The sequence below is a fragment of the Streptomyces sp. NPDC047974 genome, from assembly GCF_040653375.1.
Classification (GTDB): Bacteria; Actinomycetota; Actinomycetes; order Streptomycetales; family Streptomycetaceae; genus Streptomyces.
Window position 1 is genome coordinate 211170 of sequence record NZ_JBEZNU010000008.1, and the last position, 13099, is coordinate 224268.

The 13099-nt window shown below is 73.8% G+C and carries 10 protein-coding genes; 2 read left to right on the forward strand and 8 right to left on the reverse strand.

Features of this window, described 5'->3' with window-relative positions:
- Positions 1–38: 38 nt before the first annotated feature.
- Positions 39–1001: a 2-hydroxyacid dehydrogenase gene (locus AB0E19_RS14585; protein ID WP_362178548.1), complete on the reverse strand. Its 963-nt coding sequence runs from the start codon at positions 999–1001 to the stop codon at positions 39–41.
- Positions 1002–1076: 75 nt separating this feature from the next.
- Here AB0E19_RS14585 and AB0E19_RS14590 point away from each other — a divergent pair, with 75 nt between their 5' ends.
- Positions 1077–2078, forward strand: coding sequence for an aldo/keto reductase (locus tag AB0E19_RS14590; RefSeq protein ID WP_362178551.1), 1002 nt, complete (start codon positions 1077–1079; stop codon positions 2076–2078).
- Positions 2079–2186: 108 nt separating this feature from the next.
- Entirely contained in the window at positions 2187–3323 is a 1137-nt protein-coding gene (locus AB0E19_RS14595; protein WP_362178556.1) for a PQQ-dependent sugar dehydrogenase, read from the forward strand.
- 91 nt (positions 3324–3414) lie between these two features.
- On the opposite strand, the gene AB0E19_RS14600 is transcribed toward AB0E19_RS14595, so the two are convergent.
- The 7 genes from AB0E19_RS14600 to AB0E19_RS14630 all read right to left on the reverse strand — a co-directional run bounded on the left by AB0E19_RS14600 (position 3415) and on the right by AB0E19_RS14630 (position 13096).
- The gene (locus AB0E19_RS14600; RefSeq protein WP_362178559.1) at positions 3415–6474 is read right to left on the reverse strand and encodes an AAA family ATPase; all 3060 of its coding nucleotides are present in this window, start codon (positions 6472–6474) and stop codon (positions 3415–3417) included.
- Positions 6475–6481: 7 nt separating this feature from the next.
- The gene (locus tag AB0E19_RS14605; RefSeq protein ID WP_362178562.1) at positions 6482–6652 is read right to left on the reverse strand and encodes a hypothetical protein; all 171 of its coding nucleotides are present in this window, start codon (positions 6650–6652) and stop codon (positions 6482–6484) included.
- Positions 6653–6819: 167 nt separating this feature from the next.
- Positions 6820–7377 (reverse strand): GNAT family protein, encoded by a 558-nt coding sequence (locus tag AB0E19_RS14610; RefSeq protein WP_362178565.1) that lies wholly within the window; start codon positions 7375–7377, stop codon positions 6820–6822.
- Positions 7355–9598, reverse strand: coding sequence for an MMPL family transporter (locus AB0E19_RS14615; protein WP_362178568.1), 2244 nt, complete (start codon positions 9596–9598; stop codon positions 7355–7357). Before AB0E19_RS14615 ends, AB0E19_RS14610 begins: the two co-directional genes overlap by 23 nt.
- 117 nt (positions 9599–9715) lie before the next feature.
- A complete protein-coding gene (locus AB0E19_RS14620; RefSeq protein WP_362178571.1) occupies positions 9716–10261 on the reverse strand; it encodes a hypothetical protein in 546 nt (181 codons plus the stop codon).
- Positions 10258–10821 (reverse strand): hypothetical protein, encoded by a 564-nt coding sequence (locus AB0E19_RS14625; protein ID WP_362178574.1) that lies wholly within the window; start codon positions 10819–10821, stop codon positions 10258–10260. Before AB0E19_RS14625 ends, AB0E19_RS14620 begins: the two co-directional genes overlap by 4 nt.
- Before the next feature lie 4 nt (positions 10822–10825).
- A complete protein-coding gene (locus AB0E19_RS14630) occupies positions 10826–13096 on the reverse strand; it encodes a hypothetical protein (protein ID WP_362178577.1) in 2271 nt (756 codons plus the stop codon).
- Between the last annotated feature and the right edge of the window lie 3 nt (positions 13097–13099).

Below are 13099 nucleotides of genomic sequence, written 5' to 3' on the forward strand. Positions count from 1 at the left end.
GGGCGCGCGCGCCGCCGGACCCCCCGGAAAGGTGGTCCTCAGGTGGTGCGGAGGACGTTCGCGAGCTCCTCCCCCGCCGCGTACCGCCCGACCTGCGCCGCGATCAGCCGCTTCGCCCTCGGCATGAACGCCGAGGTGGAACCGCCGACATGGGGCGTCACGAGCACCCCGGGAGCGTGCCAGAGGGGGTGCCCGGCCGGCAGCGGTTCCGGGTCCGTGACGTCGAGCGCCGCCGTGATCCGCCCGCTCTCCACCTCCTTGAGCAGGGCGTTCGTGTCCACCACCGGGCCGCGCGCGACGTTGACGAGCAGCGCCCCGTCCTTCATCCGGCCGAGGAAGCCCGCGTCGGCCAGGTGCCGGGTCTCCGGCGTGAGCGGGGTGGACAGCACCACCACGTCCGCCTCGGGGAGCAGGGAGGGGAGATCGGCCAAGGGGTGCACCGGACCGCGCGCCGTGGTGCGCGCGGAGCGCGCCACCCGCGCCACCCGCGCGCACTCGAAGGGCGCGAGCCGGTCCTCGATCGCCGCGCCGATCGACCCGTACCCGACGATCAGCACGGACTTGTCGGCGAGCGCCGGGTAGAAGCCGTCCCGCCACTCCTCGGCGTCCTGGCCGCGCACGAAGCGCGGGATGCCGCGCAGGGAGGCGAGTATCAGGGCGAGGGTGAGTTCGGCGGTGCTGGCCTCGTGGACGCCCTTGGCGTTGCAGACCGAGACGCCGGGGCCGAGCGCGCCGAGCCCGGGCACGACGTGGTCGATGCCGGCCGAGAGGGTCTGCACGACGCGCAGCGAGGTCATCGCCGCGAGCGGCCGGACCGCGATCGCGGAGCCCTTCATGTACGGGACGACGTAGAAGCCGCAGTCGGCCGGATCGGCCGGGAAGTCGGCTCCGCCGTCCCAGAAGCGGTAGTTCAGCCCCGACGCGCCCGGGTCGGGCAGCCCGTCGATCTCGTCGGCGGGGATCGGAAGCCACACGTCGGCGGCGGTGGGTGCGAGTGTCATGACCGGGAGGCTATGCGAAGAATCCCGCACGCCATTGGTTACTTTGGGGGGCGGCACAGGGAGGGGTAGCGGCACGTGGAGCGCAGGACTATCGGGGCGACGGCGCTCGGCGTGGGGGCCATCGGCCTCGGCTGCATGCCGATGAACTGGGGCTACAGCCGCTCGCAGCAGCGCGGCGACCGCTCGCTGCGGGCCGTGCACGCGGCCCTGGACGCCGGGGTGAGCCTGCTCGACACGGCCGACATGTACGGGCCGTTCACCAATGAGCTGCTGCTCGGGCGGGTGCTGAAGGAGCGCCGTGCGGACGTCTTCGTGTCGACGAAGTGCGGGCTCCTCGTCGGCGACGGGCACGTGGTGGCCAACGGCCGGCCGGAGTACGTGCGCCGGGCCTGCGACGCCTCCCTGCGGCGGCTCCAGACGGACGTCCTCGACCTGTACCTGCTGCACCGCGCGGACCCCGAGGTCCCGGTGGAGGAGACCTGGGGGGCGATGGCGGGTCTGGTGGCCGCGGGCAAGGTGCGGGCGCTCGGGCTGAGCGCGGTCGGGGTGCGGCGGACCCGGCGTTCGCGTACCGGCGATCTGTACGAGGGAACGATCCGCCAACTGGGACGGGTGCAGCAGGTGTTCCCGGTGGCGGCGGTCCAGGCCGAGCTGTCGCTGTGGGCGCCGGAGGCGCTGGCGCGGCTGCTGCCCTGGTGCGCGGACCGCGGGGTCGGGCTCCTCGCGGCGATGCCGCTGGGCAGCGGGTTCCTGACCGGGACGCTGACGCCGGGCGGCGGCTTCGAGCCGGACGACCCGCGGGCCAGGCACCCCCGCTTCACCTCCGAGATGATGGCGGCGAACCAGCCGCTGGTGGCCGGTCTCCGCCGGGTGGCGGAGCGGCACGGCGACGGGGTGACCCCGGCGCAGGTGGCGCTGGCGTGGGTGCTCGCGCAGGGGCGGCACGTGGTGCCGGTGCCGGGGACGAAGCGGGAGCGGTGGGCGGTCGAGAACGCCGGGGCGGCGGGGCTGCGGCTCACCGCCGGCGACCTGGCGGAGCTCGCCGCGCTGCCCGACGCGCGGGAGTCCTGGGACTGAGGAACCCGGCCGGAGACGGCCCGCGACCGGGGCGGGCGGGGGATCGGCGGTGTATCAAGGAGGGAAGGCCGCCGCTCGTACGCCCGTCCTGCCGAAGGGGATCGGATCATGAGACGTCCCGCCGTACCGAAGGCCCTGTGGGGCGCCGCCGCGCTGGTGCTGGTGGCCGGCTGCTCCTCGGCCGGCGACCCCGCCGACGCCGGCGCCCGGAGCACCTCCGCGCCGCCCGCCGCGTCGTCCCCCGCCGTGCCGTCGTCCGGCGCGCCGTCCGGCGCGGGGCGGGTGACGGTGGCGGGGACGCTCACCGAGGGGCTGCGCTCGCCCTGGGGCCTTGCCGCGCTGCCCGGCGGCGACCTGCTGGTCTCCTCGCGGGACGAGCGGACGATCACCCGGGTGGACGGCCGCGGCGGCGCGCAGACCACGCTGGGCGAGGTGCCGGGCGTGGTGCCGGGCGGCGAGGGCGGGCTGATGGGCCTCGCGGTGCGCGAGGGCTGGGTGTACGCGTACCTGACCGCCGAGTCGGACAACCGGATCGTGCGGATGCGGTACGGCGGCGGCGCCGGCGACCGCCTCGGCGCGCCGGAGCCGGTGCTCACCGGCATCCCCAAGGGCACGGTCCACGACGGCGGGCGAATCGCCTTCGGGCCGGACGGGATGCTGTACGCGGGGACCGGCGAGACGGGAGAGACGGGGCTCGCGCAGGACCGGGGGTCGCTGGGCGGGAAGATCCTGCGGATGACCCCGGAGGGCGAGCCCGCGCCGGGCAACCCCTTCGCGGGCTCGGTGGTGTACTCGTACGGCCACCGGAACGTCCAGGGGCTCGCCTGGGACGCCGAAGGGCGGCTGTGGGCCGCCGAGTTCGGGCAGAACACCTGGGACGAGCTGAACCTCGTCGAGCCGGGCCGGAACTACGGCTGGCCGGAGGTCGAGGGGCGGGCGGGCAAGGCCGGGTTCGTGGACCCGGTGGCGCAGTGGCCGACCTCGGAGGCCTCGCCGAGCGGGATCGCCTACGCCCGGGGCGCGGTGTGGATGGCCGGCCTGCGGGGCGAGCGGCTGTGGCGGATCGGTCTGTCGGGCGCCGAGCTCTCCGGGGAGCCGGAGGCCTTCCTGACCGGGGAGCACGGGCGGCTGCGGACGGTCCTCGCGGACGGCGGCGGGCGGCTGTGGCTGGTGACGAGCGAGACCGACGGCCGGGGCACCCCCGAGGCCGGGGACGACCGGATCCTGCGCCTGGAGGTGGGCTGAGGAGGGAGCCGGGCGACGCCGATCCGGCCCGGGGCCGGTGGACCCGGCCTCGGGGCGGGTGACGATACGGGTTCCGGGGCAGGGCGCGGGATCAGCGGGGGGCGTCGAGGAGGTGGAGGCGGTGGGCCATCGCGGCGGCCTCGCCGCGGCCGGAGACGCCGAGCTTGGCGAGGATGTTGGAGACGTGGACGCTCGCCGTCTTGGGCGAGATGAACAGCTCCTCGGCGATCTGCCGGTTGGTGCGGCCGGCCGCGACCAGGCGCAGGACGTCCTGCTCCCGGGGGGTCAGGCCGAAGGCGTCGGCCTCGGGCTCCGTGTCCGGGACGGCGGGGCCGGGGTCGTCCGTCAGGGAGATCCGGGCGCGGGCGGCGAGCAGTTCCACGTCCTCGCGCAGCGGGTGGGCGCCGAGGGCGACGGCGGTGGCCTGGGCCTGCCGGAGCAGGGCCGTGGCCTCCTCGCGGCGGCCGCCCCCGGCGAGGAGGGCGTCGGCGAGCCGGTGGCGGGCGCGGGCCAGCGGGTGGGGCAGTCCGAGCGGGGTCCACGCCTCGACGACCTCGGTCCAGCGGGCGGCGGTCTCGCGGCCCTCGGCGCGGGCCAGTTCCTCGCCGACCTGCGCCGAGTGGGCGGTCCAGACGGCGGCGGGGGCGGCGAGCGCCCGGACGCAGCGGCGGATGGCGGCCAGCGCCTCGGCGCGGCCCTGCTCGGCGGCGGGCAGGCCGCGGCTGTCGGCCTCGGCGGTGACGGCGGCGAGCACGAGGGGCCAGCCGTAGCGGTGGGTCCCGGGCGGGAAACCGGCCTCGGCGACGGCGGCGAGCCGGGCACGGACGTCGGCGAGCCGGCCCTCGGCGGCGGCCGCGGCGACGTCGATGCCGGCCAGCGGGAGGGTGTACTGCGGGATCGGGTCGCGGCTGCCGTAGACGCCACGGGCCTCGTCGAGGTGGTGGGCGGCGGTGGCGGTCTCGCCGCGGGCGACGGCGATCTGGGCGAGCCGGAGGTGCGCGGAGGCGCGCGGCTTGGTGCTGGTGACGGAGGCGAGGAGGCGTTCGGCCTCGGTGCGGGCCTCCTCCCAGCGGCCGAGGGAGAAGAGGGACTCGGCCCTGTTGCCGCGGATCCAGCCGGCGGCCTCGACCAGGCCGCGGGCGCGGGCCAGTTCGAGGCCGGCGTCGGCGAGTTCGACGGCCTCGCCGGAGCGGCCGAGCGACTCCAGGGCGGAGGTGATGTTGATGTGGGCGCGGGCCGTTTCGTGGAACTGGCCGAGGGCGGTGGTCCGTTCGCGTACCGCGTGCATCTCGGCGAGACCGGCCTCGCGGTCTCCGGCGGCGACCATGATGGTGCCGAGGGTGAGGCGGGCGTTGAGTTCGGTCGCCTCGGCCTTGACCAGGCGGGCGTATTCGACGGCGCGTTCGGCGGCCGCGAGCGCCTCGGGTCCCGGCTTGCGGAGCATGCCCCAGCCGGCGGCGCCGGCCAGGACGGTGGCGTGGACGGCGGACGGCGGCAGGCCCTTGACGAGTTCCTGGGCGCGGGAGATCTCGGTCCAGCCGTCACCGCGGCCGAGGTTGGACTGGAGCCGGGCCTGCTCGGCCCAGAACCAGGCGGCGCGCAGCGGGTCGTGCTCGTCGTCGCCGTCGAGGAGCCGCAGCGCCATCCTGCCGATCTTCAGGGCGCGTTCGCGTTCGCCGCAGAGGCGGGCGGCGACGGCGGCCTCGGCGAGCAGGTCGAGGTGGCGCAGCGGGGTGGTCTCGGGGTCGCAGCCGCAGGCGGGGTAGGACTCGGCGTAGTCGATGGGGCGCAGGCCGGCGCGGATCCCGGCGGGGGCCTCGTCCCAGAGTTCCATGGCCCGTTCGAGGAGGCCGAGCTGTTCGGCGTAGGCGTGCCGCTTGCGGGTGGCGACGGAGGCGTCGAGGACGGCGGGGAGCGCCTTGGCCGGGTCGTGGGCGTGGTACCAGTACGTGGCGAGCCGGGTGGCCCGCTCGTCGGGGCGGACGAGGCCGGGGTCGGCCTCCAGGGCCTCGGCGTAGCGGCGGTTGAGGCGGGAGCGTTCGCCGGGCAGCAGGTCGTCGCTGACGGCCTCGCGGACGAGGGAGTGGCGGAAGCGGTAGCCGTCGCCGTCGGGGACGGCGAGGAGGAGGTTGGCGCCGACGGCGGCGCGCAGGGCCTCGATGAGTTCGTCCTCGCCGAGGCGGGAGACGGCGGCGAGGAGGCCGTGCTCCACGGTGGAGCCGCCCTCGGCGATGATCCGGGCGACCCGCTGGGCGGCTTCGGGGAGGGCCTCGACGCGGACCAGGAGGAGGTCGCGGAGGGAGTCGCTGAGCGGGTGGGCGCCGTCGCCGCAGGAGCGGGAGGCGACGAGTTCCTCGACGAAGAAGGCGTTGCCGTCGGAGCGGTCGAAGATCTCGTCGACGAGGACGGGGGCGGGCTCGGCGGCGAGGATGCCGGTGAGCTGGCGGTGCACCTCGGTGCGGGTGAAGCGGGAGAGCTCGATGCGGCGGATGGTGCGCATCCGGTCGAGTTCGGCGAGCAGGGGACGCAGCGGGTGGCGGCGGTGGATGTCGTCGGCGCGGTAGGTGGCGACGACCACGATCCGGCCGCGGCGCAGGGTGCGCAGCAGGTAGGTGAGGAGGTGGCGGGTGGAGGTGTCGGCCCAGTGGAGGTCTTCGAGGACCAGGACGAGGGTCCGATCGGCGGCCAGCCGCTCCAGGAGGCGGACGGTGAGCTCGAAGAGGCGGGCGGTGGCGTCCTCGTCGCCGGCGTCCGCGGCACCGGGGTCGCCGAGCTCGGGGAGGAGGCGGGCCAGTTCGCCCTCGTGGCCGTCGGCGGCGGCGGTGAGCTCCTCGGGGAGGCGGCGGCGCAGGGTCCGCAGGGCGGTGGAGAAGGGCGCGAAGGGGAGTCCGTCGGCGCCGAGCTCCACGCAGCCGCCGAGGGCGACGACGGCGCCGGCGGCGCAGGCCGCGTCGCGGAACTCCTCGACGAGCCGGGTCTTGCCGACGCCCGCCTCGCCGGCGACGAGCAGCGCCTGGGGCTCTCCCGCGGTCGCGCGGGAGAGCGCCTCGGTGAGGGCGGTGAGTTCGCCGGCGCGGCCGACGAAGACGGGGCTGACGGACCTGGTCTCCACGGCGCCGAGCATCGCACAGGCGCCCTGCCGGTCGCTCATACGGGGGTCACGCGACCTGGGCGTAGCGGTCCTTGCCGGTACTCACCCGCCCCTCGGGTTCCCGGTGGCCGGCCCGCGCGGCCTTGGCGGCGCGGGCGGCCTCGCGGCCGAGGCGCTGGGCGGCGGCCTCGCGGACCAGCTCGGCGTGGGCGGTGCGGTGGAGTTCGTACGCGAACATGGGGTGCTCCCTGGGCTTCGGTGTCGGTATCGCTCCTTGCGATGCCTCCACCTTCCTCGCCCAGCCGGTGCCGGGGCATCGGGCGAGTGCCGCATGTTCGCGGTGCGGGGGGCCTTAGGGAGGGCCCGGGGGTGCCTTAGGCACTCCCGGGGTGCCGTCCGGGGGCCTCAGGCGGACCGGGCGGCGCGCCACTCGGGGGCGAGGACGGCCCAGATCTCGGTGTCCGTGCGGATGCCGCGGTGGGTGTAGTTCTCGCGGACGACGCCCTCCCTGGTCATGCCGAGGCGGTGGGCGACGGCGGTGCTGGCCGTGTTCGCGGTGGAGGCGTACCACTCGACGCGGTGGATCCCGCGCCGCTCGACGGCCCAGTCGATGATCGTCCGGCAGGCGCGGGTGACCAGGCCGCGGCCGGCGGCGGAGGGTTCCAGCCAGCAGCCGACCTCGGCGTTGCCGGCGGCCACGTCCATGGTGCGGAACATGACGCCGCCGACGAGGGTGCCGTCGGTCCAGATGCCGTAGAGGCGTCCGGCGTCGTGCGCGGTCTTGTCGGCGTAGCCCTGGAGGAAGGCGCGGGCGGAGTCGAGGTCGTGGACGACGTCGGCGAGGCCGATGTGCGTGCCGACGTACTCCCGGCCGCGGTCCATGTGGGCGAGGAACTCCTCCGCCTGCCAGGGCTCCAGCGGCCTCAGCTCGGCGCCGTCGTCACCCAGCGATATCGCGAACATCCTCGTTCTCCTCCGTGGCCGGTGCCGTCACTCGCTGCCCGGGGATCTTCGCACGGGCATCGGCGGCGACCCGGCATTCCGGGGGCTCGATGCTGATCCGGGGCAGGATCCGGTCGAGGCTCCGGGGCAGCCACCAGTTGGCTCCGCCGAGCATGTGCATGAGGGCGGGGACGAGGAGGGTGCGCAGGACGAAGGCGTCGAGGGCGACGGCGGCGGCGAGGGCGATGCCGAACATCGCGATGACCCGGTCGCCGGAGAGGACGAAGGCGAGGAAGACCGAGATCATGATGACCGCGGCGGAGTTGATCACACGGCTGGTCTCGGCGAGGCCGACCCGGACCGCCCGCCGGTTGTCGCCGGTCTCCAGCCACTCCTCGTACATCCGGCTGACCAGGAAGACCTGGTAGTCCATGGAGAGGCCGAAGAGGACCGAGACCATGATCACGGGGAGGAAGGGCTCGATCGGGCCGGAGCTGCCGAGGCCCAGGAGCTCGCTGCCCCAGCCCCACTGGAAGATCGCGACGACGATGCCGAAGGCGGCGGCGACGGCGGCGATGTTCATGGCGGCGGCCTTCAGCGGGATGCCGATGGACCGGAAGGCGAGCAGCAGGAGCAGACAGCCGAGGGCGACGACGGCGCCGACGAAGAGCGGCAGCTTGCCGACGATGATCTCGGCGAAGTCGTCGTACGAGGCGGTGATGCCGCCGACGTGGACGTCGAGGGAGGTGCCGGTCCCGGCGGCCGGGACGACGTCCTGGCGGAGCCGGTCGACGAGCTCGCTGGTGGCCTTGGACTGCGGCGAGGAGTCGGGGACGACGGTGAGGACGGCGGTGTCGCCGGAGCCGTTGTACGTCACCGGGGAGACCGAGGCGACGCCCTTGGTGGCGGCGAGCGCGTCCGGCAGCTGGTCGAGGGCGATCCGGTCGTCGGCGCCGTCGAGGCTCGCGACGAGGGTGAGCGGGCCGTTGACGCCCGGCCCGAAGCCGTCGGCGAGGAGGTCGTACGCCTGCCGGGTGGTGGCGGTGGCCGGATTGTTGCCCTGGTCGGAGGTGCCGAGGTGGAGCGAGAACGTCGGCAGCGCGAGGACGGCCATGACGACGGCGGCGACGGCGCCGAGGAGCTTGGGGTGGCGCTCGACGAAGGCGGACCAGCGGGCGGCGAAGCCGGTGGGCAGCTCGGGCTGCGGGCCGTGCTCGGCGAGGGCGCGCCGCTCGCGCCGGGAGAGGGCGCGCATCCCGATGAGGGAGAGCAGCGCGGGCAGCAGGGTGACGGAGGCGGCGACGGTCAGGACGACGGTGAGCGAGGCGGCGATCGCGACGCCGTTGAGGAAGCTCAGCCGGAGGATGAGCATGCCGAGGAGGGCGATGCAGACGGTGGCGCCGGCGAAGACGACGGCCCTGCCGGTGGTGGCGACGGCGGTCTCCGCGGCCTCGGCGACGCTCAGGCCGCGTTTCAGGCCCTTGCGGTGCCGGGTGACGATGAAGAGGGCGTAGTCGATGCCGACGCCGAGGCCGATGAGCATGCCGAGCATGGGCGCGAAGTCGGCGACGGTCATCACGTGCCCGAGGAGCACGATCCCGGAGTAGGCGATGCCGACGCTGACCAGGGCGGTGGCGATGGGGAGCAGGGAGGCGGCGAGGGAGCCGAAGGCGAGGAAGAGGACGACGGCGGCGACGGCCACGCCGACGGCCTCGGCGATGTGCCCGCCGGGCGCCTCGGTGAGGGCGACGGCGCTGCCGCCGAGCTCCACCTGGAGCCCCTCGGTCCCGGCGGCCTTCGCGGTGTCGACGAGGGCCCGCGCCTGCTCGACGGGGATGTCGTCGGCCTGCTCGCGGAAGGTCACGGTGGCGTAGGCGGTACGCCCGTCCTCGCTGACCTGCCCGGGAGCGGCGCCGGTCCCGTACGGGGAGGCGACGGCGGCGACGCCGGGAAGGTCCGCGACCTCCGCCAGCATCGGCCCGATCCGCTCCTGCACGGCGTCGGCGCGGACGCTGCCGCGCTCGGTGTGCCAGACGATGGTGTCGGTGTCGCCGCCGAGCCCCTGGAAGCCCCGGTCGAGCAGCGCCGTGGCCCGCCCGGACTCGGTGCCGGGCACCTCGTAGTCGTTGGAGTACGCGCTGCCGGCGAAGGCGGCGGCGCCGCCGATCCCGACGAGGGCGAGGACCCACAGGAGGACGGCGACGAGGCGGTGCCGGATGAACCACCGTGCGATGGCTGCCAAAGGACGTGCTCCCTGCCTGGATCGGTGCTCGCGGCCCACTCTCGCAGCCAAACGTGATCGTTTGCCCGTTTCGTGTCGATCCTCACAGATCGTGCGGGGTCGACGGCGGCACCGCCGTCAGGCGCAGTCGAGCTCGCGCTGGGCGAAGGCCATGAAGTCCTCCATCAGCCCCGGCAGGGCTTCCTGCGCCTTCGCCTCGTCGGGCACGCCGGTGAAGTCGATGTCCAGGGCGAGGTACTTTCCCGAGTGGGTGAGGGAGGCGGCGGGCTCACAGGCGACGTAGGCGGTGGCGCCGCCGTTCCGGATGGAGCCGCCGCTGCCCGCGTCGAGGGGGAGCGCGTCCGGGAAACTCCACAGTTCCCGTTCGGCGTCTCCCTCCGAATCCAGGAGCTCGGCCCCGGCCCTGAACGAGGTGGCCCTGTCGGCGTAGACCATGCACGACGTCCGGTCCCCCGCGTCGGCCAGTACGAAATGCCTCGCCCGGTGGTTCACCTTCTCGGCCGGAGCCAGGATCCTGTTCACGTCCGGCCCCGAGAAGGCCCCCCAGCAGATACGCTCGGGCAGCTCCGGCGCCGCCTTCGGCTCGCCCGGCGAGCAGCCGACCAGAAGCCCGGCCAGGGCCAGGACGGCGGCCGCGCTCCTCGAACGGGACCCGCGCGTCACCCTGCGGGGCACTTCAGCTCGCGCTGGGCGAAGGCCATGAACTTCTCCAGGAGCCCGGGCACCGCGCTCTGCGTCTTCTCCGTGTCGACCTTCCAGAGGGTGTCGACGTACAGGGCGATGTACTTCCCCGGGTCGGACGGGGACGTCGACGGCTCGCAGACGAAGTGCGTGGCGGCGCCACCGTCCCAGATGATGCCCCCCTTGCCCACGTCGAGGGGGCGAGGATCGTGCGAGTCCCAGGAGGACCATTCGATCGAGCGCTCGAATTCCCGGAACGTGGCATGGGCCGTGAACCGGGTGATCCCGTCGACATCGACGCTGCAGGTCTCCGAGTCCAGGCTTTCGTCCAGTACGAAATCCCCGTCGCTGACGGTGACCTTCTCCCCGGCGGGGAGGAACGGGGTGACCTCGCTGCCGGAGAAGGCTCCCCAGCAGACGCGCGCGGGCAGCTCCGGAGCCGCCTTCGGCTTGTCCTCCGCGCAGCCCGCCAGCAACACCGGCGCCACCGCACCGGCCACCGCGGCCATGGCCGTCTTCCTGAGCCGGCGTACGCGCCTCATCGCCTCACCCCTTCGCACTGGAAACCAGGTCGCGCCCGACGGAATGGGCGGTGCCGGCACCGACGGACGCGGTGCCTTGATACTCCTCGATCTGCTCGGGAGTGAGGTTGGTGCCTCGCGCAGCCGCTTCCACCGCCCTGGCGGCCGCCTCCTTCACGGCTGCCTCGGACTGCGCGTAGTCCGCGGCCGTCTCCCTGCTGCCCTCGGCCGTCTTGTCCTGCTTCGCGCTCTCCACCGCCGATTCGGTGACGTCCTCCTTGATCCAGGTGATGACGTCACCGCCCACGGGAATCATCTCGATGTACTTCCCGCCGACCATGTCGATGATCCGGTTCGTCCACTTCGCGTTCTCTTCCGTGCCCTTGTTGTACTCCTCCGCCTCGTGCGCCTTGGCGTCGTGGACGGCCTGGGCCCTCGCCTCCGTCATGATGCCCGCGATCTCGCCTCCGGGATGAACGGCGTTCTTCAGCGCTTCGCCGGGGTCGCCGTGCTTCTCGGGGTGCTGGAAGACGTCGGCCACCAGCATGGTCGTGTACGCCTGCTGGGCGTTGGTGATCGCGCCGTACGCGTCGGGATCCTGGCCGACCGCGCCGAGGAAGAAGGCCATCTCGTCCTTCTTGAACTTCGCCATCTCGCCGAACGGCATGGCCTGGTTCGCACCGTTCTCCGCGGCGGCCTGGAGGTCGGGCATGTACTCCGCCGCCATGTTGCCGAAGTTCGGGGAGAGACCGCTGAGGGGCCCGTCGTCGGTCACGAGCTCCGGCGCGTTGCCGATCTTCTCGACGACCTTCTCCATGACGCTCGCCATGGTCTTGGTGTGCTCCACGGGCTTGGCGTTCTCGTCGCCGGGGACGCGGCCGGTGACGGCCGCCTCCAGGGCGTTGCCGGTGGCCGCCTGACCGGGGTTCTGCTCGGTGCCGCCGGAGACCGTGTCGTAGTAGTCGTCCGTGGGCTTCTTGTCGAGCATGTGGTCCACGACGCTCTTCGCGTCCTTGCCCGTGAGCTCCTCGTCCGCGAGGGTGACGATGCCGTCCTTGTTCGTGTCGCCGCGGAGCTGTTCGTCGAAGAAGGCCGCGGAGGCCGCCGGGTTGTTGGCCATGGCCTCCATGAGGCCGGTGAGGGGGTTGAAGCCCTTGCCGCCCTTCTCGTCGAGGTTGATGCGCACGTCCATGTCCGTGGGCAGGGAGTGGCCCCAGCGGCCCGGGTCCTCGCGGTCCATGGCGACCATGTCGCGGCCGACGGACACCAGGAAGTCCTTGTCGTACGTGCCGTCGCGGAGGAGGCCGCTCAGGGCCTGGTAGCCGTAGATCTTCGAGAAGCCGACGCCGGGGACGTCGAGCTCCTTGCGGCCGGCTTTCAGGAGTCCCTCGGTCCACGCGACGTCGAGGTGGTTCGGGGTCGTCCGCTGGGTGGCGAGGCCGAGCATGGCGCCCATGTCGGACTGGATGTTGCGGACCATGTCGACGCGGTCCTGGCCGGCCGGGCCGAGGGAGGTCGCGTTCAGCGACATCTTCGCGTAGGCGTCGAGCGTTCCCTCGGGACCCACCCACCGGTAGAAGCCGGTCGCGAACTCGGGGTCGTTCCGGTTGTCGTCCAGGAGCTCTTCGAGTTCCTTCAGCTCGGCGACGTTCCGTGCCGTGCCGCCCTCGCCGGTGACCTTCTTCAGCAGGTCCGCGGCCCGGGCGACCTGCTCCTCGTCGAGGCTCTGGTAGGTCGGCGCGGTGAAGTTGTGGTCGTCCTTCACGTTCGCCGCGAGCGCGCGCCGCAGCGAGTCGTCGGCGTCGGCGCAGTCCTCGACGATGCGGTCGATCCTCGCCTGCCAGGAGACCACGGCCGCCTTCTGCTTCCGCACGGCCTCGGCGTAGCCCGCCTGGTCCGGGTCGTGGCGCGCCGTCACGTCCTTCTCCAGGTCGTGCCGCGGCGTGACCTTGCCCTTCGCGTCGACGTGGACGCCGGCCGCCGGGCCCTCCTCGTCCCTGATCCGGACGAGGGCGTCCCTGGCCGCCAGGAAGGAGGTGTGGGCGTCGGCGAGCAGCAGCTGGATGCCCTTCGCCTGCGCCTCGGCGTCCGCGAACTCCTTGGCCGTCTTGTCGATGAAGGGCCGGGTGACGTCGGAGTTGACGCCCTGCCACTGGGCCTTGTCGGTCTTGGCCTTCATCCCCTCGCGGGCGTCGGTGGCGAGCGTCTTCAGCCTGGTTGTCATCTCCGACCAGTCGTCCGCGGCCTGCTTCAGCTTGGCGACGGGCGCGTTCACGACGTCTTCGAATGTCAGCACGGC

What these genes read in the sequence shown, in the direction of transcription:
- AB0E19_RS14585 (WP_362178548.1), bottom strand. Translation starts at nt 1,001, where the DNA reads ATGACACTCGCACCCACCGCCGCCGACGTGTGGCTTCCGATCCCCGCC.
- AB0E19_RS14595 (WP_362178556.1), top strand. Translation starts at nt 2,187, where the DNA reads ATGAGACGTCCCGCCGTACCGAAGGCCCTGTGGGGCGCCGCCGCGCTG.
- AB0E19_RS14600 (WP_362178559.1), bottom strand. Translation starts at nt 6,474, where the DNA reads ATGAGCGACCGGCAGGGCGCCTGTGCGATGCTCGGCGCCGTGGAGACC.
- AB0E19_RS14605 (WP_362178562.1), bottom strand. Translation starts at nt 6,652, where the DNA reads ATGTTCGCGTACGAACTCCACCGCACCGCCCACGCCGAGCTGGTCCGC.
- AB0E19_RS14610 (WP_362178565.1), bottom strand. Translation starts at nt 7,377, where the DNA reads ATGTTCGCGATATCGCTGGGTGACGACGGCGCCGAGCTGAGGCCGCTG.
- AB0E19_RS14625 (WP_362178574.1), bottom strand. Translation starts at nt 10,821, where the DNA reads ATGAGGCGCGTACGCCGGCTCAGGAAGACGGCCATGGCCGCGGTGGCC.